Raw genomic sequence first — 22,620 nt, 5'->3', positions numbered from 1 at the left:
GGTTAGCAAATACAATAGTTTACACGTATTCTAAAGTAACGCCTCCGCCGCCTTTGGTCCGGAACAGTTCAAGTATTCCGGGGACTTCCCTCGATCGCGCCGTCGCTTCACCTTCGCGCGAGCACCGCGCCGGGATTGAGGATGCCGAGCGGGTCGAAGGCCTGCTTGACCGCCCGCATCAGCTCCAGCGCCTCCGGCTGGGCATGCAGCGTCAGCGCGCCGGTGAGGCTACGTCCGATGCCGTGCTCGGCGGTGATGCTGCCGCCGAAAGCGCTGATGATCGCGAAGACTTGTTCGTTGACGGCAAGACCAAGGTCGACAGCGCGTTCCGGCGGCGTCTCCCGCGGAAAGAGCACGACGACATGGATGTTGCCGTCGCCGACATGGCCGACGAAGAGCGTTCTGGCCTCCGGGAAACGGTCGGCCGCCATCGCCTCGACCGCCACGATGAAGGCGGGCACGTCGGCGGTGGCAACGCTGGTGTCGTGCGAGATGATCAGCCCGGCGCGGCGGTTTGCTTCCGCGACGGCGAAGCGCAGATGCCAGATCGCCTTGGCCTGTGCCTCGCTCTGCGCGATGGCCGCGTCTTGCAGCATATTCTCGTCCAGCGCCGTTCCGAGCGTCTCGGTCAGCAGCTCGCCAACCCGTCCTGAGGGATCGCTGTCGGCGAGCTCGATGAAGACATACCAGCTGTGCCGCCGTTGCAGGGGAAAGGCGGTGCCGGGCACGAGGTCGAGCGTGAGACCCATTTCGGCGTCGCACATCAGTTCGAAGCTGGAGATGCGTTCGCCGGCCGATTGCTTCAGCACGGACAGCAGCTTCAGCGCGGCCGATGGGCTGTCGAGGCCGCATAGCGCCGTTGCGCTGACACGCGGCCTTGGAAACAGCCGGAAGGTCGCGGCAGTGACGACAGCCAGCGTGCCTTCCGAACCGATGACCAGCTCGCGCAGCGCATAGCCGGCATTGTCCTTGCGCAGGGGCTTCAGGCCCTCGATCACGGCACCGTCGGCCCGGACATATTCGAGACCGAGCACGAGATCGCGTGTGGTGCCGTAGCGGATGACGTTGATCCCGCCGGCGTTGGTCGAGACCACGCCGCCGATCTGGCAGGAGCCTTCGCTGCCCAGGCTGAGCGGAAAGAGCCGGTCTTTGGCTGCGGCAGCCTGTTGGACATCGGCGAGGATGCAGCCGGCCTCGGCGGTCAGCGTGTCGCCTTCGGTGTCGACAGTCCTGATGCGATTGAGGCGCGCGAGCGAGAGCACGACGGCCTCGCACGAAGCGTCCGGCGTCGCCCCGCCCGAGAGCCCGGTATTGCCGCCTTGCGGCACGACGGGCGTACGCGTCGCCGTTGCCCAGCGCAGGATCGCCGAGACTTCCTCGACGCTGCGCGGACGGAGCAGCGCGAGCGCTGCGCCCTGATGCTTGCCACGCCAGTCGGTGAGGTGCGGCGCCATCGCCTGCGGATCGGTGACGATGGCGGCCGGATCGAGCACGGCACCGAGCGCGTCGAGCGAACTCATCGCCTCAGACCGTGCCGGCATCGATGATGAAGTTCTGGCCGGCGCACATGCGCGAGACGTCGGAGCAGAGGAACAGCACCATCTGGGCCACGTCCTCCGGCAGGATCTCGCCCTTCAGCGCCTGTGCGGCCTGGTTGGCCGCGGCCTTCTCGGGCGTCCACCATTGCGTGCGCTGGCGCTCGGTCATCACCCAGCCGGGCGTGACGCAATTGACCCTGATGCCATCGGGCCCGAGCGCCCGCGCCAGCGAGCGGGTGAAGCCGATCACCGCCGACTTTGCTGTGGTGTAGGCGATCATGTGTGGCGAGCCCTTCATCCACGAGGTCGAGGACAGGTTGACCAGCGCGCCGCCACCGAGGCCGCGCATGTCCGGCGCCAAGGCCTGCGCCACGAACATCAGCGGCCGCAGGTTCACGGCGAGGCGATCGTCCCAGTACTCCGGCGTCACCGCATCGAAATCATGCCGCTCGTCATGGCCGGCATTGTTGACGCCGATCGCGAACGGGCCATGGCTGGCGCGCGCCGCGGCGATCGCGGCTTGCGTCGCGGAAATGTCGCGCAGGTCGACTTCATGGAATGAGACAGCGCCTCCGGTCCGCGCCAGCTCAGCGGCGAGGTTTTTCCCGCGCTCCGGGTCGCGGTCGAGGAAGGCGACCTTGGCACCTTGCCGCGCCAGCGCTTCGACGATAGCGCGGCCGATGCCGTTGGCACCGCCGGTGACCAGAGCCGCCTTGCCGGCGAGGTCAGGATAGGAGGCCTCGACCCTCACCCGCCGAACTCCGCCGCGGGCAGGCCGGGGACATCGACCGGCAAGGTGAAGAGCCCGCCCGAGAACGGCGCCTCGGCCAGCACGCGCGACGGCAGCCGGATGCGCGCCGTGGTGATGAACAGCGTCTTCAGGTCCGGTCCGCCGAAGGCGAGGCTGGTCGGGCGTGGCACCGGCAGCCAGACCTCGCGGTCCAGTTTGCCGTCCGGCGCATAGCGGTGCAGGCACCAACCATCCCAGATCGCGCACCAGACGAAGCCCTCGGCATCAACCACGAGCCCATCCGGCCGGCCGTTGATCTCGGCGAAGACGCGGCGATTGGCGAGCATGCCGGCGGCGGCGTCGAAATCATAGGCATAGATGCGGCCATGCGCGGAATCGACGAAGTAGAAACTCCGCCCGTCCGGGCTCCAGTCGAGCCCGTTGGCGACGGTCAGCCCGCTCTCGCGCCGCTGCCAGGAGAGATCGGGTGAAATCGCGTAGAGCGCGCCCGAGGCGCGGCTGGCGTCGAGCCGCATCGTCCCGGCCCAGAGCCGGCCCTGCCGGTCGCATTTGCCGTCGTTGAAGCGGTTGTCGGGGATGTCGGCTTCGGGGTCGGCGAGCGGCGTCAGGCGGCCGCTGGCGAAGTCGAAGGCCTCCAGCCCCTCCTGCGTCAGCGTCACCAGCCCGCCGCCACGGCGACCGAGCACGGCGCTGACCAGGCGCGGCAGCGTCACCTCCTCATTGTTGCCGGTAGCGGGATCGAAGCGGTTGACCGAGGGCGCGAGGATGTCGACCCAGTAGAGCCGCTGCTCCCCGGCCGACCAGTAGGGCCCCTCGGCAAGATGGGCGCCCCAGGGCAGCACGCATTGGACGTTGGGATCGACCGGCCGCGCCGAGCGTGGCGCCGGGGAAATGTTCATCTGCGTCGCGCCGACATTGCCGGAGATCTGCCTGGCAGCCGCCATCAGGTCGCGGCCGGTGGTGTGGAGCCGCTCCCGCGTCAGCCGCGAGGACGGGCCGAACACGCCGATCGCGGCGACGGCTCGGCCGGTATGGTCGAAGATCGGCGCTGCGACCGAGGCTACGCCGGCGACATGCTCCTCCTGCGAGACGGCGTAGCCACGCGCGCGGGTCAAGGCGAGGTCGGCAGCGAGCGCCTCCTCCTCGGTGATGGTCGTCTCGGTGAAGCGTTCGAGCTTCAGCCGGTCGACCAACGCGCGCTGCTCATGCGGCTGGACAAAGGCGAGCAAGGCCTTGCCGCCTGCCGTGCAATGGAGGGGCGCGCGCCGGCCGATCTCGATGCGGAAACCATAGGGGCCGCCGCGGCTGCGCTGGTCGATATAGAGCACCTCGCCATTGTCGATGGCGCAGAGGGCCGCGGTCTCGCGGGTCTCCTCGGCGAGCCGGTCGAGCGCCGGTGCGCCGGCGCCGCGCAGATCGAAGGATTCCCAGACGCGGTGGGCGAGCTCGAACAGGCGGTGGCCGAGCCTGTAGGTGTTGTCGCTCTCCTCGTGCCGGATCAGGCGGAAGGTCAGGAGTGTGTTGAGCATGCGCGCCAGCGTGCCCTTGGGCAGGCCGGTCGCGGCCTGCAGGTCGCGAAAGCGCGGCGGCGCGCTCGCCTCGCCGATCACGTCGAGCAGATAGAGGCCCTTGGCGAAAGCGGCCGCGCCGGTCGGGACGTCGCGCTCGCCCGGCGTCAGGACGCGCGCTTCACCCGCGCCTGCGCCGCCTCGCCGATCATGCGCTCGAAGGTCCATTGCGGCTCAAATCCCAGTTCGGTCCGGATCCTGGCGTTCGACGTCTCGTAGAAGACGCCGGAGCCCGGGAGGTCGATGGTCTTCAACGGCAGCCCCGTCAACTCCGCCATCATCGGCAGCGCCACGGCGAAGTCGACCGGCTCGGTCGCGCCGAGATTATAGGTGCGGCCGGCGGCGCGCTCGTCCGACAGCGCTAGCAGAATGCCGGCGACCATGTCGCGCGTATCGGTGATGTGCATGCGGAAGGGCCGGCCGGCCTCGTTGCGCGAGAGCACCAGGGTCTCACGCCCGTCATCGATGGCACGCAGGGCCGCGACGGCAGCCTGATTGCCGAAGCCTTCCTGCTGCCTGATCTTCGGCTGCAGGAAGAAGCGCGGGCCGGAAAAGAAGCTGTCGGGGTCGAGCAGTTCGCTCGCATCCTGCGTATGCGAGAAGCGTAGGATCGTCGCGGGCGTCCCGCTCGTCCGCTCGAAGAAGCGCACCAGCTCTTCGCCGAGCAGCTTGCTCAACCCATAGGGCGAGCGCGGCTTCAGCGGATGCTCTTCGTCGATCGGCTGATAGTCCGGCACGTTCTCGGGATAGACCTCGCCGGAGGAGGCGAATACGAGGCGCTTCGGTTTCACCGCGGCAGCCTCCTCCAGCAGCACGCGCGTGCCCTCGACATTGGCAGAAAACAGCCGGTCGCGATCGGCCGGCAGCCAGGACATGAAGGCGCCGAGATGCAGGATCGCCTCGGCGCCCTGCACGGCATTTTTTGCGGCGGTGCGATCGTCAAAAGCGCCGAGCACCTCGCGGTAGGTGGGATGATCGATCCCGCTCGCGCGCAGGTCGAAGCCGGTGACGCGGTGGCCCGCGTCAAGCAATTGGCGGGCGACGCGCGAGCCGACGCGTCCGGCGCTGCCGGTGACCAGGATCGTGCTCATCGGACCGCCTCGCCGCTGGCGGCATCGAAGACATGCAGGCGTGCCGGATCGAAGGACAGCGTCAGCGTCGCCTCGGGCGGCCGTGGCTCCGGGTTGATCAATCGCGCGATCAGCGAGGTCCGCCGCGCCTCATCCTCGCCGCCGGAACTCGCCTCGCGGCGGTGCTCCTCGGGCAGGTCGATATAGACATATTGCTCGCTGCCGAGGCTCTCGATCAGCCGCGGCGTCACGGTGAAGAAGACCTGCCCCGGTCCGACCGCGATATGCTCGGGTCGCAGGCCGACGACGATCTCCTTGCCGGCGAGCGTAGCGGCGTTCGCGACGGGCAGCGTCACATCGTGGCCGAAGAGCTTGGCTGTGACTTGGCCATCCGCGGCCTCGGCTTTCGCCTTGAGGAAGTTCATGCCGGGCGAGCCGATGAAGCCGGCGACGAAGAGGTTGGCCGGCTCGCGGAACATCACATCCGGCGAGGCGATCTGCTGGATCACGCCATCCTTCATGATCACGATGCGGTCCGCCATCGTCATCGCCTCGGTCTGGTCGTGGGTGACGTAGATCGTGGTGACGCGCAGCCGCTTGTGCAGGGCGCTGATCTCGGCGCGGGTATGGACGCGCAATTTTGCATCGAGGTTGGAAAGCGGCTCGTCCATCAGGAAGGCCTGCGGCTCGCGCACGATCGCCCGGCCGAGCGCGACGCGCTGGCGCTGGCCGCCGGATAGGGCGCGCGGCCGGCGCTCGAGCAGATGGTCGATGCCGAGGATCTTCGCGGCGTCATTGACGCGCCGCTCGATCTCGCCCGCATCGGTGCCGCGCATCTTCAGGCCGAAGCCCATGTTCCTGGCGACCGTCAGATGCGGATAAAGCGCATAATTCTGGAAAACCATGGCGATGTCGCGATCGCCGGGCGCAAGATCGGTGACATCGCGCTCGCCGATCGAGATCGTTCCCGAGGAAGCTTCCTCCAGCCCGGCGAGGATCTTCAGCATGGTCGACTTGCCGCAGCCGGAGGGGCCGACGAGGACGACGAACTCGCCATCGACGATGTCGAGCGAGAACGCCTTGAGGACGGTGAGCCCGCCATAGGATTTGGTGACGCTGTCGATACGGATTCCAGCCATGCGGGTTCTCTTACTTCTCGGCCCCGGCCGTCAGGCCGCCGACGAGATAGCGTTCGAGGAAGAGGTAGATCAGGAGGATCGGCAGGGCGACGAGGATGGAGGCGGCGGAGATATCGCTCCAGTTCGAGATGTACTCGCCCTTCATCGTGGTGATGCCGAGATTGGCGGTCCAGTTGCCCTGGGCGTTGGTCAGGAACGTCCGGGCATAGGCATAGTCCGACCAGGACAGCACGAAGCCGTAGAGCGCCGTCGCCGCCAGCCCGGGCGCCGAGACCGGCAGGATCACCCGGACCAGCGCGCCGAGCGGCGAGCAGCCATCGACCATCGCCGCCTGTTCGAGCTCGCGCGGGATGGTGTCGAAATAGCCCTTCAGCATCCAGGTGGTGAACGGGATGATCAGCGTCGCGTGCGCCAGGATGATCGACCACAGGCTGCCGATCAGCTCGAGATTGCGGAAGATGCCGAAGAGCGGGATCACCAGCAGCGTTGCCGGCAGCATCTTGGCGGTCAGGATGAACAGGCCGAGCGACTGGCCGCCACGCACCCGAAAGCGCGACAGGCTGTAGCCGGCGAGCACCGAGACCACCATCGAGATCGCGACCGCGCCGATGGCGGCGAGGGCCGAATTGCCGAGCCAGAGCAGGATCGGACGCTCCGCCATGATCTGGCCGAACACGCCCCAGCGCGGCTCAGCTGGCCAGAAGCTCGGCGGCAATTGCCGAAGCTGGCTCGGCTCGGAGAGCGCGGTGACGACGAGCCAGTAGATCGGGAAGACCAGGATGGCGCAGGTTGCGACGACGAGCGCGTAGAGGGCTGGGGTGCGGAGCGAGCGGCGCCTCATGGCCGGATCTCCTGCCGTTGCCGCGACCTGTCCTCTCCCCCCTTGTGGGGGAGAGCTAGAGAGGGGGGTATGCCATCCTCGACATGTGCCGAGTTTGGCGCGGAGCGGACTGCGGGTGCGATACCCCCCTCCCAACCCTCCCCCACAAGGGGGGAGGGCTTGCGCCCCATGCGGCCGGCCAAACCGACTTTAGAAGGGTGAACCATCTTCCGCCTCCTCAGATGTTGTCCGGCGCGCGGGCGATCATCAGTCGGCTCGCGATCACGCAGACGATCAGGGTGATGACGCCGATGGCCGAGGCGTAGCCCATCTTGAAGAAGCCGAAGGCCTGCTCGTAGGTCATGATCGAGAGGCTCTGCGTCGCCTTCAGCGGGCCGCCGCCGGTCAGCACGTAGATGATCGAGAAGTCACGGAAGACCCAGAGCATCACCAGGACGAGCGTGACGCCGATCACCGGCATCAGCGAGGGGATGGTGATGTGGAGGAGCCGCTGCCAGGCGCGGGCGCCGTCGACCTTGGCGGCGTTGTAGAAATCCTCGGGGATCGACTGCAAGCCGGCCAGCATCATGATCGAGACGAAGGGATAGCCCTTCCAGACCATCACCGTGCAGACCACGGCGAAGGCCGCATCGGGCGAGGAGAACCAGTTGATCGTCTGGTCGACCAGGCCGAGTTTGATGAAGAGCCAGTTCATCAGACCGAAGGAGGAATCGAACAGCCAGGCGAAGATCACCACCGCGATCACTTCCGGTATCGCCCAGGGCAGGGCGACGAGCAGACGCGCCAGCGCCTGGCCCTTGAAGCGGTTGTTGACCAGGAGCGCGGTGCCGAGGCCGAGCAGGAAGCAGAAGAACGAGACGATGGTGACGAGCTTGAAGGTCACCCAGCAGGCGTACCAGAACTCCTCGGAGGCGAAGAGCCGCTCGTAATTGGCGGTGGTGAACGGCCGGCGCGGCTGGTCGAGCCGGGCGATGTTGACGTTCTGGAAGGAGAGGTCGACCGAGACGAAGAGCGGGTAGACGATGATCAGCGCGATCAGCAGCACCGCCGGCGCGAGCAGGAGATAGCCGAGCCAATGCCGTCGGCTCGGGCGGGCGAGATCGAGGCTGAAGCCGGACATGGCAAGTCGTCTCCCTTCTCTCATTGCTGGAAAGGCGCGGGGAACCCTTCTCCCGTGTGGGAGAAGGGCAGGGATGAGGGCCTGCCCTATCCGTAGAAGGCGCAGCGGCGCCGTCCCGCTCCAATAATCAGCGGCGGTCCCTCACCCCTACCCCTCTCCCATCCGGGAGAGGGGATCCCGCACTAGCTACTGTTTCTGCAGCGCCTCGGCCTTGCTCTGCATGGTCGCCGCGACCGTCTTCGGGTCGAGGTCCTGGATGATCATGCGCTGCGATTCTTCCATGACCATCTTGGCGAACTCGTTGAACTGCAGCTCCAGCCCCTTCGGGATCCGGTCGACCTTGGCGTCGGCGGCGGCCTTGGTCGCCTTCACCAGGAGGTCGAAATGCGGCGTGTCCTTGCTTGCGGTCGAAGTATCGGCGCGCGGCGAGGGCGGCGGCGAGGCGCCCAGCGTCGCATAGCTCGACTGGAACTTGTCCGAGGTCGCGATCGCGATGAAATCCCAGACCAGCTTCTTGTTCTCCTTGGGCGCATCGGCGGCGATGCCGAGCACATTGGAGGAGCCACCGACCGGCGGATTGAACGGCACCATGCCGAGCTTGATCTGGTCTTTGGCCTTGCCCTTCTGGATGATCGGGTAGAGCCAGGGCCCGTCCATCTTCAGGGCGATCTTGCCGTCGGCGAACATCTGGCGGACCTCGCCGGCCGGCAGGTCGCGCGGCGTCAGGCTGGTCTTGACGATGGTCTTCCAGCGCGACAGGCCCTCGATCATCTGCGGCGTATTGATCGTCACCTTGCCGGCATCATTGGTCCAGCGCCCGCCGGCATCGAGCGTGTAGTTCATCATCTCGCTCATATACTGGCCGCCACCGCCCTTGGTCTCGTGGCCGGTGCCGAACTGGTCGACGATGCCGTCGCCGTTGATGTCCTTGGTCAGCTTCTGCGCTGCGGCGAGGAACTCGGCATAGGTCTTGGGGACCGCCAGACCTTCCTTCTTCAGCAGATCTTCGTTGTAAGCGAAGATGTAGCCGAAATAGAGCATCATCGTGCAGACGGTCTGCTTGTTCCAGCTGCAGGTGTCCTGCCCGGCCCAGCCCTTGAGGTCGAATTTCGCCTCCTTGATGTAAGCGTCGAGCGGCTCCAGCCAGCCATTATCGGCGAATTTCTGGAACTCGAACGAGGCGAGATGGACGATGTCCGGCGGCTTGCCGCCGGCGAACAGCGTCGTCATCGTGTCGGCATAGGCGCCGCGCTCGACCTTGGTCCATTCGATCTTGACGCCGGGATGCGTCGCCTCGAACTCCTTGACCACCGAGCCCCACCAGTCGCCGACGCCGCGCTCGTCCTTCTGCCAGGAGACGAACTTCAGCACCTTGCCCTGCGCCATTGTGGCGCCGGGGAGAAAGCCGGCGGCGAGCGTGAGCGCAGCCGCGGATAATGCAAGCCTCTTCCTCGTCATGGTCTCCTCCTCCCTTGGTTGTTGTCGCTACAGCCGCTTCAGCAGCTTGAGCGCTTCCTTTGATGGCTCGACCCCGAGACCGGGCCCGCTCGGCAAACGGTAGGAGCCGTCGCTGCAATCCATGTCGCCTTGGAGCAGCCGCCGGTTCGGCTCGAAGATCGAATGCTGGAATTCGTGGCACTCGACCGCGGCAAGCGCCGACGACGCGTGCAGGCTCGCCGCCAGGAACAGCCCTATGCCGATCGTGGCGTGCGGGATCACCTTGAGATGATGCGCCTGGGCATAGAGCCCGATGCGCATGAACTCGGTCACGCCCTTATGGCCCATCTCGGGCTGTACGATCGCGCAGGCCCGGCGCGCGACCCGCGGCACGAGATCGTAGACGGTGCGCCATTCCTCGCCGGCCGCGACCGGGGTCGAGACCTTCGAGGCGACATGCGCGAGGCCGTCGAGATCCTCCGGCTTCACCGGCGCCTCGGCGAACCAGAGCCCGTGCGGCTCCATCGCGCAGATCGCTGCGACGGCCTCCTCGCCGGTATGGACCCAGTGCATGTCGCAGGCGATGCGAGCCTTTGGACCGAGCTTTTCGCGCAAGGTCTCGATCTCGGCGACATTGCCGTCATCGGCGACGGGAGCGGCGAACTTGAAGCTGTCGAAGCCCTTCGCCTGCCATTCCGCTGCGAAATCGGCTCGCTCCGCCCGTGTCGGTTTCGGCAAACCGGAAATGTAAGCCGGCAAGCGTTCATGCTTCTGGCCGCCGAGCAGCTTGACCAGGGGCAGGCTGGAAAGCTTGCCGCACAGGTCCCAGAGCGCGATGTCGATCGCGGCGAGCGCGTCGAGATAGAAGCCGCCGGTATAACCTCGCACCCGCATCAGATCGTAGAGGTCGTCATGGATGACGCTGACGTCGCGCGGGTCGCGGCCGACGACGAAGGGGCCGAGCAGGTCGTCGATGATCGCCATCGCGGCGCCGGGCGCGACGATGCCATAGGTCTCGCCCCAGCCGACCGCGCCGCCCGCGGTCTCGATCCGGACCACCACGGTGCGGTCGACGGTTGGATAGACCGTGCGGTTGCCCTTGCGGACGATGTAGCCGTGATCGTTGATGCGCTCGCCCTCGCGCAGCGCGCCGAGATAGGGCGTCTCGCGCGGGATGGTGATCGAGAACACCTCGACGCGGGCGACACGCTCGGCCATCACACGCCTCCAGTGAGGGCAGGCTCGCGCGCCTCGACCGTCATCAGGTCGGCGCAGGCCTCCAGCCAGGCGTCGATCTCGGCGACATCCCGGGCGTCCATCGGCGGCACTTTCGCCCGCACGACCTGGTTCGTCATCACGCCGCGCCGGGTCAGCACATGCTTGGTGAAGGCCATGCGGAAATTGAACTGGATCACCAGCAGCGGCAGCGTTCGCATATAAAGATCGCGCGCGCGCCCGATGTCACCGGCACGATAGGCGCGGTCCATGGCGACATGGACATCGGCAAGCTCGACCGCCGGCATCGCGCCGCAGGCGCCGCGATTGTACTCGTCGATCAGGTAGCGCGCCCCGCCTCCGCCGATCACGCCTTTCAGATGGGCCGGCTTGCCGGCCGCGATCGCCGAGATGGCAAGGCCCGACGGCAGCGTCTCCTCCTTGACATAGGTAATCGCTGGGTTGTTGCGGACGATCGCTAGGATCGCCTCGGGCCTGAGGTCGGAGCCGCGCGGCGCCGGTGCGTTCTGCAGGACGATCTCGATGCCGGGCATGGCAGCGGCGATCTCGCGATAGAAGGCCGAGACGGCCTCCGTCGTCGTGCCGACGCTCTTCGGCGCCTGGATCATCACATGCGTGATGCCGTTGGCCAGGGCCTCGCGGCAATGCGAGATCGCTTCGAGGGCGGTCGGCGCACTTGCGCCGGCGACGATCGGCAGCCGCCCGCCGATGCCATTGACGACGACCTTGAGCAGCGCTGTCCGCTCTGCCGCCGAGAGCTCATCGACCTCGCTGGCGAAGCCCGGGAAGACCACGCCATCGACGCCGCAGGCGACGGCAAAATCGACGATCCCAACCATCGCGTCGGGATCGATCGCCCCTGCGTCGGTGAACGGTGTCGGCAACACTGGGAGCATGCCCTGCAGCACCGCGTTCCTCCTATCGATCCATATTATGGATCATTTGTTTTCTAATATGGACCGTACTTCTCGCGCCGCGGATCGTCAAGCGCGCATGAAAAAAGCCGCCGGGCTTTCACCCGACGGCTTCCGGATTCGGCAAGGGCTGGCTGCGGTTAGTGCTTGTGCGCTTCAGCCGGGGCGCGTGCGCCGACCGACTGCACGGAAAACTCGACCGGAACCGGACCAGCCTTTTCGAAGCTCAGCGTACCCTTGACCTTTTCGCCTTCCTTGAGCTGGCGCTTCAGGTCCATGAACATGATGTGGTAGCCGCCGGGCTTCAGCTCGGTCTTGGCGCCAGGCTTGAGCTCGACGCCCTCGGGCAGGCCGCGCATGGTCATCACGCCGTTGTTGACCGCCATCTCGTGGATCTCGACCTTGCCGGCGATGTCACTGCTGCCGCCGAGCAGGCGATCGGGCGTGGCTCCGGTATTGGTGACCGCGACATAGCCGCCGGCGACCTTCGCGCCGGCCGGGGTCGCACGCGTCCAGGGCTGTTCGATCTTGAGCGGGCCGGCGGTGTAGTCCTGCGCGAGGGCCGTGCCGCCGAGCGCCAGGGCGGCGATGGCTGCGGAAGCGAGGCGAGAGGTCATCGGAAACTCCTTCGGTTGTGAATGTCGATCGTGTTCATGGCCTGATCTCCACGGTCTCTTTGAGGCGAATCATCTCGAAATCCGAGACCAGAATCTCGAGCTCGACGGTCCAGCGGCCGGTGATGGGGAGCGTCAGGTCGCCGACCTGCCAGTCGCCATCTTCCTGCCTGATGGCTTGCCGTTCGATCGGCTCGATGCCGGCGGCGGGATTGGCGAGCGACAGGCGAAGTTCCCTGGCTTTGAGCGGGCCGAACTCGCCATTGAGCAGCGAGACGGTGATCGTCACGGGTCCGGCCCGGCCCGGCGTCACGCTGACATCCGCCATCGCCTTCTCGGTATGGATATGGATACTTGCCGGTTGCGCCGCGGCCGCGATGAGCGCGCGCGATGGCGGCGTGAAGCGCCAGAGCGCGGCCGTGCCGAGAATGGCGAGCACCACGACGATCTCGGCGGCAACGACCCGGCGCAACTGCTGCGATGCTGTGATCTGCCCGGATGCGACCTTCGCGGTCAGCCGGTAGCGGTTGAAGCTTGCGAGCCCGACCAAGATCACGACAAGGCCGAGCTTGGCGAGGAGGACATTGCCGTAGACGGTTTCGAGCAAGGCCTGCGGCCGCTCGACCTGCACGATGGCGAGGACCGTCCCGCTGAGCAGCAGCGCAATCAGCAGAAACGGAATCCGTGCCGAGAACCGCGTCAGCGCAACCGCTCCCGCAGGCTCGCGCAGTGCGAAGGCGAGGGGCAGCAGCGCACCGGCCCAGCCGGCGAAGGCGACTGCATGGAGAAAGACGGCCGGACGCATCAGCAATTGCGGTGCGGCTGCGCTGGCATGGCCGCTCGCGGCTAGGGCAGCCCCGATGCCGAGCCAGCTAGCGAGTGCTAGTACGCGGCCGATCGCGCCGGGCGCGACCAGTGCCGCGAGCGCTGCGAGCAGGGCGAGGGCGGCAACCAGGGCTGTGCGGCCAAAGCTGCTCGCGCCGGCTACTTGCCAGACGGCCGCTTGCAAGGCGCTGGAGGGCGGGAGCGCCAGCGCATCGAGCCCTTGCGCCGCAAGCGCGACCGGCAGGGACAGAAGCCCGAGCGCGAGGAAGCCTGCGATCGGAGCGCGCGCGGGGATAGGCAAAGGCGCGACCCAGACGATGAAGGCAGCGCCGCCAATGCCGAAAGCGAGGCCGAGATAGAGCCCGAGCTTGCCAAGCCAGAGCATGAAGCGGACGGCCGGCTTGCTTTGCGTCGTCACGGCCGGAGCCGCACTTGGCGCACCGATCGAGAACACCACCGAGCCGCCGACCGGATGGCCATCCTCGGAGATGATGCGCCAGCTCAGCACATGCGTGCCGTGGCCGAGATCGGCTGGCGCCGCGATCGAAAGCGTCCGGTCCGAGAGCGTGAAGCGTGCGAGTGGGCGGGCCGTTCCATCGGGGGCTATCAGCTTCAGTACCAGCGGCGAGACCGGCTCGCTGAAGCTCAGGCTGAATTCGGCCGGCGCGGCAGCGATCACCGCGCCGTCGGCCGGGACGGCCTTCGTCAGCGCGGCATGCGCCATCGCCTGCCCCGCCGTCGCGAGTGAGGCGATAGCGAAGCCGAGCAGGACGAGGAGAAGGTGAAGCTGCCGGGTCATGGCAGGATGGCGGCCGGGCGGGAGAGCCCGGCCACGCTCGCTCACTTCTTCGGCGTGAGCTTCACGCCGGGCGCCGGGAATTTGTAATCATCAGCCGACTTACCGGCCGCCGGGATCTCGATCCAGCGTTCGGCGGCGCCGCCCTCGCATTCCTGCACCACCGGCACGTAGAGCGTTGTCTCCGGCTTGAGGTCGGCGGTGAGATAGCCGCGCAGCACGAACTCGTCATAGTGCTCGTCGAGCAGCTTGCCACCGCTCCAGGAGACTTCGGTGACGCCCTCGGCCGTTGGCGTGCCGTAATAGTCGTAAGGCTTCTCGTACTTGCCCTTGGTCGTTTCCAGCGTCCAGCCCGGCTTGGGCATCGGCTTGACCGCGATCACCCCTTCCGGGATGCGGACGCGGACCTTGGTCGTGGCTGCGCCCTTGCAGCCATGCGGCACGCGCAGCACCGCTTTGTAGGTCGAGCCGACCGGAGCCTGCTGGGTTTCGAGGGTGACGTGGGCGAAGGCCGGACCGGCAGCGAAAGCCGCGACCAGGGCGGCGAGCGAAAGAGACTTCATCGTCAGGATTTCCTGCGGAATGAGCGCCGGCACGGCCGGCGCAGCCGCGCTAGGCGGCGTGGATTTGGAAGGAGCGCGCGAGCCGGCTGGGCTGCCGTCGCGAACGAATGGACTGGGAAGGCCGTTACCGGCCGTCAGGATGATGCTGGTCGCGGCACAGCGGCGCGCGGAAGCACCCAGCTCAGAGGCTGGTGGGCGGCGCGCGTGGATTGGCCGGGGAGCGGCCGGCGATGAAGCCGGATGGCAGGTCGAGCCGCTGCTGGAAGGCGACGAGATCGACAGCGCGATGCACGACCAGCAGGAACGAGGCCGGAGCGGCGGGCGCGCCCGCGCCTGAAAAGGCGCAGCCGAGCATGCAGCAGCTCATGAGTTCGTGCGCCGCCGCAGTACCATCGCTCTGCCCGATCGGCATGTCGCCGCCGGCGCAGAGTGTCATCGCCAGCGAGCGGTCGAGGCTGAAACTCGCCGCATTGGCGCCGGAGGTGAGGCCCGCGAAGATCGCCTGCAGCACGACGAGATAGGCCGCGGCCAGCGCGACCCAGCGTCTCATCCCTGCTTTGCGGCGCCCTGCGGACAAAACTGGTCCTCCTGCCGCTTCGATAGCATGGCTGCGAGCAGGGTCAATTTGCGTTGATGCCTCAGTGGTTGTGGTGCTCGCACTGGGCGTGATCGGCCAGCGCCTCGATGATCGCACAATCGCAGGCCGCGACGCCGCCCGAGCAAACCGTCGCGATCCGGGCAAGTTCCGCTTCGAGCGAGCGCAGCCGCGCGATCTTGTCGCGCACCTCCTTGAGATGGCCGGCCGAGATCGCATGCGCCTCGTCGCAAGCCATGCCGGGTGTGTCCGAAAGCCGCAGCAGGGTGCGGATGCTGTCGACGGCGAAGCCGAGATCGCGCGCATGCTTGATGAAGGCGAGCCGCTCGACATGGGCGCGGCCATAGCGGCGCTGATTGCCCTCGGAGCGCTCGGGCTCCGGCAGCAGTCCGACCTGCTCGTAATAGCGGATGGTCTCGACTTTGACCCCGGTCCGCTCCGCCAGCGTCCCGATCGGCACCACGCGCTCAAGGGTTTTCGCCGGCTGCATGATTTTTCCTCTTGAAGCTGTAGTGGCTAGAGGTTGTAGGTAGGTGGTCCCGCAACGCTGTCAAGCGGAGACGAGAGCATGGCCACGGCCGCCAAGACCGAAACGGAAACGCTGTCCTGGAAGGTCGGCGGCATGGATTGCGCCAGTTGCGCGGCGAAGATTCGCGGCGCGGTCGAGCGCCTGCCCGGCGTCTCCGAGGTGCGCCTCTCGGTGATGTCGGAGACGCTGACGCTCGCTCTCGACGAGAGCCGGACCCGACGCGACGCGATCGAGAAGCGGGTCGCCAGCCTCGGCTATAAGACGACGCGGGCGAGCGCGCCACGCGCGGCGGCTCCCGAGCCTGAGGCGAGCTGTGGCTGTGGCCATGACCACGGGCCGGCGGATAAGGCGCATGGCGAAGCGCATGAGCATGACCGTGATCACGGTCATGGCAAGGCGAAGGTCGGCGCCGACGATGGTCACGGCCTGCCCGGCCACGTCCATGAGCGGACCCCGGACGGCGTCTCCTGGTACCAGACCGCCAAGGGCAGGCTCGTCCTGTCGACCGGTGTGCTGCTCGCCGGTGCCTGGCTGACCAAGCTCGCCCTGTCGGAGACGGCCGCCTACTGGGCCTTCGTCGCTGCCTGCGTGATCGGTGTCGTGCCGGTGGCGCGGCGCGCCTTCGCGGCGGCCGCCGTCGGACAGCCCTTCACCATCGAGATGCTGATGACGATCGCCGCGACCGGCGCGCTCGTCATCGGCGCGGCCGAGGAAGCGGCGCTGGTCGTCTTCCTCTTTGCCGTCGGCGAGGTGCTCGAAGGCGTCGCCGCCGATCGCGCCCGCGCCTCGATCCGGGCGTTGGGCGAGCTCGTGCCAAAGACGGCAATCGTCGAGGAGAGCGGCGAGACCCGTCAGGTCGACGCGGCCGCGCTTGCGGTTGGCCAGATCGTGCTGGTGCGCCCCGGCGACCGCATTCCGGCCGATGGCGCGATCAGCGACGGCGTCTCCGGCATCGACGAGAGCCCGGTCACCGGCGAATCCGTGCCGAAGACCAAGGGCGTCGGCGATCAGGTCTATGCCGGCTCGGTCAATCGCGAGGCGGCTTTGCGCGTGCGCGTCGAGAAGGCGGCAGAGGACAACACCATCGCCCGCATCATCCGCCTGGTCGAGGAGGCGCAGGAGGCGAGGGCGCCGACCGAGCGCTTCATCGACCGGTTCTCGCGCATCTATATGCCGGCGATCGTCGGCCTCGCCATCCTGGTCGCGCTGGTGCCGCCGCTAGCTTTCGGCGGCGACTGGTCGGTCTGGATCTATCGGGCGCTGGCGCTCCTCCTGATCGGCTGCCCCTGCGCATTGGTCATCTCGGTGCCGGCCTCGATCGCGGCCGCGCTCTCGACCGGCGCACGCCAGGGCCTGCTGCTGAAGGGCGGTGTCGTCATCGAGGCTGCGGCGCGCACCGGTATCGTCGCCTTCGACAAGACCGGCACGCTGACTGCGGGCGAGCCGCGCGTCACCGAGGTCGTCAGCCTCGGCCGTGACGAGCGCAAGGTCGTCGAGCTCGCCGCCGCCGTCGAGACTGGCTCCAGTCATCCGCTGGCGCTCGCCATCATCGCCCGCGCCAAGGCGCATGCGATCCCGGTGCGTGCCGCCTCCAATGCCGCGGCGCTTGCCGGCAAGGGCGTGATGGGCATGCTCGACAGCGTGGACATCTTCGTTGGCGCGCCGCGCCATGCCAGGGAGCGCGCCAGCTTCGACGCCGCCGCGCTGGAGGCGGTCGAGCGGCTCGAAACCGCCGGCAAGACCGTCGCCGCCGTCATCGCCGATGGCGCGCTCGCCGGCCTGATTGCGCTGCGCGACGAGCCGCGCGAGGATGCCGCTGCCGCCATTGCCGAACTCAAGGCGCTCGGTGTCCGTTCGGTGATGCTGACCGGCGACAATGCCCGCACCGGCGCCGCCATCGCCGGCTCGCTCGGCCTGGAGCACAAGGCCGAATTGATGCCGGACGACAAGGTCACCGCCATCAAGGAACTCGCGCGCGAGGCCCCGGTGATGATGGTCGGCGACGGCATCAACGATGCCCCGGCGCTGGCCGCCGCCACTATCGGCGTCGCCATGGGCTCGGGGACGGACGTCGCGCTCGAGACCGCCGACGGCGCGGTGCTGAAGAGCCGAGTGCGCGACATCGCGGCGATGATCCGGCTGGCGCGGGCGGCAATGGGCAACATCCGCGCCAATATCGTGATCGCGCTCGGCCTGAAGGCGGTGTTCCTGGTCACCAGCGTGCTCGGCTACACCGGGCTCTGGGTCGCGATCCTCGCCGATACCGGCGCGACCGTGCTGGTCACCGCGAACGCGCTGCGCTTGCTGCGCTTCAACGCCGGCAAGGCCGGCTGAGGAGGCGGGCCAATGTCCGGCATGGAGATCGCGAGCTATCTGATGGCCGTCGTTTACGTCATCAGCTTCCTCGCCATGTCGGCGATCCTGGCGAAGGAGGCCGGCCGCCCGATCTGGCTGTTCGGCAAGGGCAAGGAGAAGCAGGCGCTGTCGGCGCTGCTCTTCCGTCTCGCCTTCGCCGGGGCCGTGCTCTGGCCGCTCTGGCTCGCCGCCTTCGGCAATCCGGTCCGGAACGATCCGCTGACGGCGGCGCTCGACGGGCCCTGGTTCGACGTATTCGGCCATCTGCTGGTCGTCGTCGGCGCCTGCGTCGCGCTACTGTCACAGCGCCATATGGGCACCTCCTGGCGCATTGGCGCGGCCGAAGGCGAGCAGGGCGCGATCGTCGATAGCGGCCCGTTCGCGATCTCGCGCAATCCCGTCTTCGTCGGCCTCACCACTGTCCTGCTGAGTCTCGTTCAGGCGGCGCTGACACTGGCGCTGCTGATCGCGATCCTGCTGCAGGTCGCGATCGAGGAGCGCATGCTCGCGGCCTCGCTCGGTCAGCCCTACCTTGCCTACAAGGCCCGTGTCCGGCGCTGGCTCGGGGTGACCGGCAGACCGTCCCGTTCACCAAGCGTTAGCGCCGAGCCGGGATAGTCGCTTGCATGTCGGTCCACTCCCTTTTCCAGAATGTCCGGCGCTTCGCGCTGCTCGGTGTCGCCGCCATCGCGCTTTCGTCCTGTGTCGGGATGGAGGGTGATGGCCGCGGCAACCAGCCTTTGCCGGCCGCGCTCGTCTCGCAGATGTCGGCGAAAGGCATGAGTCAGGCCGATCCGATCGTCGTGCGGATCTACAAGAAGGAGAGCGAGCTCGAGGTCTGGAAGCGCGACCATTCGGGTCGTTACGCCCTGCTCAAGACCTATCCGATGTGCCGCTGGTCGGGTCAGCTCGGCCCGAAGAAGCGCGAGGGCGACCGGCAGGCGCCCGAGGGCTTCTACACGGTGACGGCGGATCTGATGAACCCGAAGTCGCAGTTCTATCTCTCGTTCAATCTCGGCTATCCGAATGTGCTCGAGAAGGCGCAGGGCTATACCGGTTCGGCCCTGATGGTGCATGGCGCCTGCACCTCGGCCGGCTGCTACGCCATGACCGATGACGGCGTCACCGAGATCTACGGGATGGCGCGCGAGGCCTTCGCCGGCGGGCAGCGCAGCTTCCAGGTCCAGGCCTTCCCCTTCCGGATGACGCCGGAGAACATGGCGCGCCATCGCAGCAATCCGAACATCGCCTTCTGGCGCAATCTCAAGGAAGGCTCGGATCATTTCGAGGCGACGCGGCAGCCGCCCCGGCTCGCGACCTGCGGCGGCCGCTATGTCTTCAATCCGGCGGGCGAGGCCTCCGCTTTCGTGCCTGGTGCGCCGTGCCCGGCTTATCAGACCGATCCCGAGGTCGAGCCGCAGGTCTCGGCCCGCAGTGCCCGCGACGAGGCGCGCCTCGCCGAGCTCACCGGCAGCCTGCCGGCGATGAGCTATGCGCTGATGGATGGCGGCATGCACCAGAGCTTCCGCAAGCTCCTGCGCAATGTCGGGCCGGAGCGGATGCAGACCATGGTCGCCGGCAAGGTCGAGATCAGCGCGCCGCAGGCGGCGCTGGCCGATCCTTATGGCGGTGGCGACGATGAGCCGCAGCAGGCGACGGCGACCGGGTCGATTACGCCGCGTTGACCTCTGCGAGGCCGGCGGCCAGACAGAGCGCCATGTCGATCCTCAAAATCATCCGTTACGGCGCCTGGACTGCAGTCGCCCTCGTCGCCTTTGCCGCTGGCGCGATCCTGCTCGGCTGGTGGCGTGTCGACGGGCCGGGCCGGCCGGGCTCTAGCGCAGCCGTGTCGACCCCGCTGGCCGATGTCGGCGGACCGTTCACATCGACCGACCATACCGGCCGAAAGGTCACGCAGGCCGACTATCAGGGCAAGCCGACACTGGTCTTCTTCGGCTTCACCCATTGTCCGGAGGTCTGCCCGACCACGCTGTTCGAGCTCACCACTCTGCTCGGCAAGCTTGGCGCCGACGCCGACAAGCTCAATGTGCTCTTCGTCACCGTCGATCCCGAGCGCGACACGCCGGCGCAGCTGGCGCTCTATCTGCAGTCCTTCGATCCGCGCATCGTCGGGCTCTCCGGCACTCAGGCCGAGGTCGATGCGGCGCTGAAGGCCTACAAGGCCTACGCCAAGCGGCTCCCGACCGCGGATGGCTACACCATGGACCACACCGCCTCGGTCTATCTGATGGACGCGGAAGGCCGCTTCCGCAGCCTGATCGACTATCACGAGGAGCAGGACTCGGCGCTCGCCAAGGTCAGGCTCCTGCTCAAGCGCTGAGGATCGCCTCAGCGCCGGTTCAGCAGGATCATCTTCTCCTGCGTCATGTCGCGCATGGTGTAGGGGATGCCGCCGGTGCCGTAGCCGGACTCCTTGCGGCCGGCAAAGGGCATCCAGTCGGTGCGGAAGGCGGTCGGGTCGTTGACCATCACCGCCGAAGCGTCGAGCCGCTCGGCGGCATGCAGGGCGACATCGATGTCCTGCGCGAAGACGCTGCCCTGGAAGGCGACGGGCAGCGAGTTGGCCTGTGCGATGGCGTCATCGAGCTTGCTGTAGCGGTAGACGCAGACCAGCGGGCCGAAGACCTCGAGCTGCGAGACCTTGGCGTCGGCGGCGGGGTCGAGCAGCACCGCCGGCTCCAGCGTCGTCTCGGAGAGGCGCTTGCCGCCGAGCGCGAGCTTGGCGCCGCCCTTCACCGCCTCATCGATCCAACTCGCGACCCGGTCGGCCTCCTTGGGCAGGATCAGCGGCCCGACCTCGGTCTCCTTCAGGGTGGGATCGCCGGTGCGCAGCTTGGCGACGCGCGCCACCAGCCGCTCGGTGAAGGCATCGGCGATCTCCTGATGTACGAAGATGCGCTGCGTCGACACGCAGACCTGGCCGGCATGGTAGTAGCCGCCCTTGACCAGCGGCTCGATGATCCGGTCGAGATCGGCGCTGCGGTCGACGATGGCCGGCGCCGCTCCGCCATGCTCCAGCGCCGAGCGCGCGCCATGCGCCAGCTTGGAATGCAGGTACCAGCCGACCTTGGCCGAGCCGATGAAGCTCAGGAAGGCGACGCGCCGGTCGGTGGCGAGCGCTTCGGCGAGCTCGTTCGTCTCCGGCAGGAACATCTGGCACCAGGCTTCCGGCAGGCCGGCCTCGTGCACCAGCGCGATGAAGTCGCGGCAGCAGAGCGGCGTCGTGCTCGCCGGCTTGATGATGACCGGGCAGCCCACGGCGATCGCCGGTGCGACCTGGTGGACGATCAGGTTAAGCGGGTGGTTGAAGGCCGAGATCGCCGCGACAACGCCGATCGGCTCCTTGGTGGTGAAGGCCCAGCGACCCGCAGCCGCGGGTGTCAGCCCCATCGGGATCTCGCGCCCGGCGAAGTTCCTGAGTTCGTCGGCGGCGTTGTGAATGCCGTCGATGGCGCGCGTCGTCTCGATGATCGCATCGGCCAGCGGCTTGCCGCCCTCGCGCGCGATCTGGCGGGCGAAATGGTCGCGCTTGCCGGCCAGCAATTCGCCGAGCTTGCGCAGGATCGCGATCCGCTCATGCGGCTTCAGCCAGCTGTCGCGATCGCGGAAGACCTTGTCGGCGGCCTGAAGCTTGGCCTCGAGCGCCGCCGCATCGTCGGTGGCGATCTCCTCGATCGGCGCACGATCGAACGCCTGCACGACCTGCAGCATGGTGGCCTCCTTCGCTTGGTCCGTATCAGGCCAACTCGATATCCGGCGTCTTGTTGCGCAACTCCTCGACGAGCACGCGGGTATTCTCCGAATAATCGATCGGCACCTCGACGAGATGGACGCCGCCACCAGCAAAGGCGGCTTCCAGCGTCGGCACCAGCTCGGCGGCCGAGCCGATGCGCGAACCCTTGGCGCCATAGGCCTTCGCATAGGCGACGAAATCGGGATTGCCGAAGCTCATCCCGTAATCGGCAAAGCCGTCGACCGCCTGCTTCCAGCGGATCATGCCATAGGCGTTGTCGTTGAGGACGACGACGACGAGGTTGAGGCCGAGGCGGACGGCGGTCTCCATCTCCTGGCTGTTCATCATGAAGCCGCCATCGCCGCAGACCGCCATCACCCGGCGCTCGGGATAGAGCATCGCCGCCATCATCGCCGATGGCAGGCCGGCCCCCATCGTCGCCAGCGCATTGTCGAGCAGCAGCGTGTTGGCGACATGGGTGCGGTAATTCCGCCCGAACCAGATCTTGTACATGCCGTTGTCGAGGCAGACGACGCCGTCCTCCGGCATCACCGCGCGGATATCGTGGACGATGCGCTGCGGCGTGACCGGGAAGCGATCCTCCTCGGCACGGTCGTTGAGATGGGCGAGGATCTTCTGGCGCAACTCCAGCATGACCGGATCGGCTTCCAGCCGGCCGCCGAGCCGGTCGGCCAGCGCCGCGACGGTCGCGCCGATATCGCCGATCACCTCGGCATCGGGATGATAGACCTGCTCGACCGTCGCCGACTGGTAGCCGACATGGATGACCTTCGGCCCGCCGGCGTTCCGCATCAGGAAGGGCGGCTTCTCGATCGTGTCGTGGCCGATCGCGATGATCAGGTCGGCCCGGTCGATCGCCTGGTGGACATAGTCGCCTTCGGACAAAGCGGCGGTGCCCATATAGAGGTTCGAGCCGCCTGTGACGGCGCCCTTGCCCATCTGGGTGTTGAAGAA

The 22,620-nt window shown here is 67.4% G+C and carries 21 protein-coding genes (1 of these 21 running past the window's edge); 4 read left to right on the top strand and 17 right to left on the bottom strand.

The annotated features are described in order from the left end of the window. Positions 1 to 107: 107 nt before the first annotated feature. From ACSQ24_RS23945 to ACSQ24_RS23875, 15 genes are all read right to left on the bottom strand, one after another. Entirely contained in the window at positions 108 to 1,541 is a 1,434-nt protein-coding gene (locus ACSQ24_RS23945) for an FAD-binding oxidoreductase (RefSeq protein WP_436097101.1), read from the bottom strand. After that, positions 1,525 to 2,289 (bottom strand): SDR family NAD(P)-dependent oxidoreductase, encoded by a 765-nt coding sequence (locus ACSQ24_RS23940; RefSeq protein WP_436097100.1) that lies wholly within the window; start codon positions 2,287 to 2,289, stop codon positions 1,525 to 1,527. The genes ACSQ24_RS23945 and ACSQ24_RS23940 overlap by 17 nt, the downstream gene beginning before the upstream one ends. Continuing rightward, positions 2,286 to 4,025: an SMP-30/gluconolactonase/LRE family protein gene (locus ACSQ24_RS23935; RefSeq protein ID WP_436097099.1), complete on the bottom strand. Its 1,740-nt coding sequence runs from the start codon at positions 4,023 to 4,025 to the stop codon at positions 2,286 to 2,288. Before ACSQ24_RS23935 ends, ACSQ24_RS23940 begins: the two co-directional genes overlap by 4 nt. Continuing rightward, positions 3,965 to 4,948, bottom strand: coding sequence for an NAD-dependent epimerase/dehydratase family protein (locus ACSQ24_RS23930; protein ID WP_436097098.1), 984 nt, complete (start codon positions 4,946 to 4,948; stop codon positions 3,965 to 3,967). Before ACSQ24_RS23930 ends, ACSQ24_RS23935 begins: the two co-directional genes overlap by 61 nt. Then, a complete protein-coding gene (locus ACSQ24_RS23925) occupies positions 4,945 to 6,066 on the bottom strand; it encodes an ABC transporter ATP-binding protein (protein ID WP_436097097.1) in 1,122 nt (373 codons plus the stop codon). The genes ACSQ24_RS23930 and ACSQ24_RS23925 overlap by 4 nt, the downstream gene beginning before the upstream one ends. Before the next feature lie 10 nt (positions 6,067 to 6,076). Beyond that, on the bottom strand, positions 6,077 to 6,907 hold the full coding sequence (locus tag ACSQ24_RS23920) for a carbohydrate ABC transporter permease (protein ID WP_436097096.1): 831 nt from the start codon (positions 6,905 to 6,907) through the stop codon (positions 6,077 to 6,079). A gap of 217 nt (positions 6,908 to 7,124) precedes the next feature. Further along, on the bottom strand, positions 7,125 to 8,027 hold the full coding sequence (locus ACSQ24_RS23915) for a carbohydrate ABC transporter permease (protein WP_436097095.1): 903 nt from the start codon (positions 8,025 to 8,027) through the stop codon (positions 7,125 to 7,127). Positions 8,028 to 8,213: 186 nt separating this feature from the next. After that, on the bottom strand, positions 8,214 to 9,485 hold the full coding sequence (locus tag ACSQ24_RS23910) for an ABC transporter substrate-binding protein (protein WP_436097094.1): 1,272 nt from the start codon (positions 9,483 to 9,485) through the stop codon (positions 8,214 to 8,216). Positions 9,486 to 9,512: 27 nt separating this feature from the next. Beyond that, the gene (locus ACSQ24_RS23905; RefSeq protein ID WP_436097093.1) at positions 9,513 to 10,682 is read right to left on the bottom strand and encodes a mandelate racemase/muconate lactonizing enzyme family protein; all 1,170 of its coding nucleotides are present in this window, start codon (positions 10,680 to 10,682) and stop codon (positions 9,513 to 9,515) included. Next, on the bottom strand, positions 10,682 to 11,596 hold the full coding sequence (locus ACSQ24_RS23900) for a dihydrodipicolinate synthase family protein (RefSeq protein ID WP_436097958.1): 915 nt from the start codon (positions 11,594 to 11,596) through the stop codon (positions 10,682 to 10,684). The genes ACSQ24_RS23905 and ACSQ24_RS23900 overlap by 1 nt, the downstream gene beginning before the upstream one ends. 158 nt (positions 11,597 to 11,754) lie before the next feature. Further along, complete coding sequence (locus tag ACSQ24_RS23895; protein WP_436097092.1) at positions 11,755 to 12,231, bottom strand: copper chaperone PCu(A)C; 477 nt, start codon at positions 12,229 to 12,231, stop codon at positions 11,755 to 11,757. A gap of 34 nt (positions 12,232 to 12,265) precedes the next feature. Further along, a complete protein-coding gene (locus ACSQ24_RS23890) occupies positions 12,266 to 13,852 on the bottom strand; it encodes a copper resistance CopC/CopD family protein (RefSeq protein ID WP_436097091.1) in 1,587 nt (528 codons plus the stop codon). A 41-nt stretch (positions 13,853 to 13,893) separates the two neighbouring features. Beyond that, positions 13,894 to 14,412 (bottom strand): YcnI family copper-binding membrane protein, encoded by a 519-nt coding sequence (locus ACSQ24_RS23885; protein WP_436097090.1) that lies wholly within the window; start codon positions 14,410 to 14,412, stop codon positions 13,894 to 13,896. 181 nt (positions 14,413 to 14,593) lie between these two features. Then, positions 14,594 to 14,962 carry a hypothetical protein gene (locus ACSQ24_RS23880; RefSeq protein ID WP_436097089.1) on the bottom strand — a complete coding sequence of 123 codons (369 nt, stop codon included), beginning with the start codon at positions 14,960 to 14,962 and terminating at the stop codon, positions 14,594 to 14,596. Positions 14,963 to 15,050: 88 nt separating this feature from the next. Beyond that, a complete protein-coding gene (locus ACSQ24_RS23875) occupies positions 15,051 to 15,470 on the bottom strand; it encodes a MerR family transcriptional regulator (protein WP_436097957.1) in 420 nt (139 codons plus the stop codon). A gap of 105 nt (positions 15,471 to 15,575) precedes the next feature. Between ACSQ24_RS23875 and ACSQ24_RS23870 the strand changes: the two genes are divergently transcribed. Genes ACSQ24_RS23870 through ACSQ24_RS23855 form a run of 4 tightly spaced genes read left to right on the top strand, consistent with a single transcriptional unit; the run spans position 15,576 to position 20,232 of the window. Beyond that, complete coding sequence (locus ACSQ24_RS23870) at positions 15,576 to 17,870, top strand: heavy metal translocating P-type ATPase (protein ID WP_436097088.1); 2,295 nt, start codon at positions 15,576 to 15,578, stop codon at positions 17,868 to 17,870. 12 nt (positions 17,871 to 17,882) lie between these two features. Then, on the top strand, positions 17,883 to 18,509 hold the full coding sequence (locus tag ACSQ24_RS23865) for a methyltransferase family protein (RefSeq protein WP_436097087.1): 627 nt from the start codon (positions 17,883 to 17,885) through the stop codon (positions 18,507 to 18,509). A gap of 8 nt (positions 18,510 to 18,517) precedes the next feature. After that, the gene (locus ACSQ24_RS23860; protein WP_436097086.1) at positions 18,518 to 19,576 is read left to right on the top strand and encodes a L,D-transpeptidase family protein; all 1,059 of its coding nucleotides are present in this window, start codon (positions 18,518 to 18,520) and stop codon (positions 19,574 to 19,576) included. A gap of 32 nt (positions 19,577 to 19,608) precedes the next feature. Beyond that, positions 19,609 to 20,232, top strand: a complete 624-nt coding sequence (locus tag ACSQ24_RS23855) for an SCO family protein (protein ID WP_436097085.1) — start codon at positions 19,609 to 19,611, stop codon at positions 20,230 to 20,232. 8 nt (positions 20,233 to 20,240) lie between these two features. On the opposite strand, the gene ACSQ24_RS23850 is transcribed toward ACSQ24_RS23855, so the two are convergent. Together ACSQ24_RS23850 and ACSQ24_RS23845 are read right to left on the bottom strand one after the other, a co-directional pair. Continuing rightward, positions 20,241 to 21,623: an aldehyde dehydrogenase family protein gene (locus ACSQ24_RS23850; RefSeq protein WP_436097084.1), complete on the bottom strand. Its 1,383-nt coding sequence runs from the start codon at positions 21,621 to 21,623 to the stop codon at positions 20,241 to 20,243. A 25-nt stretch (positions 21,624 to 21,648) separates the two neighbouring features. Further along, positions 21,649 to 22,620: the 3' portion of an acetolactate synthase large subunit gene (locus ACSQ24_RS23845; RefSeq protein WP_436097083.1), read on the bottom strand. The gene runs 684 nt beyond the window's last position; 972 of the gene's 1,656 nt are visible here — the last part of the coding sequence; its start codon lies beyond the right edge, outside the window — the gene reads right to left on this strand; the stop codon is at positions 21,649 to 21,651.

Origin of the sequence: Allobosea sp. LjRoot237, assembly GCF_964253285.1 — a bacterium.
In the GTDB taxonomy this organism is placed as follows: Bacteria; Pseudomonadota; Alphaproteobacteria; order Rhizobiales; family Beijerinckiaceae; genus Allobosea.
The sequence above is the reverse complement of the archived record's forward strand: the minus strand, read 5'-3'. Positions and strand labels throughout refer to the sequence as shown.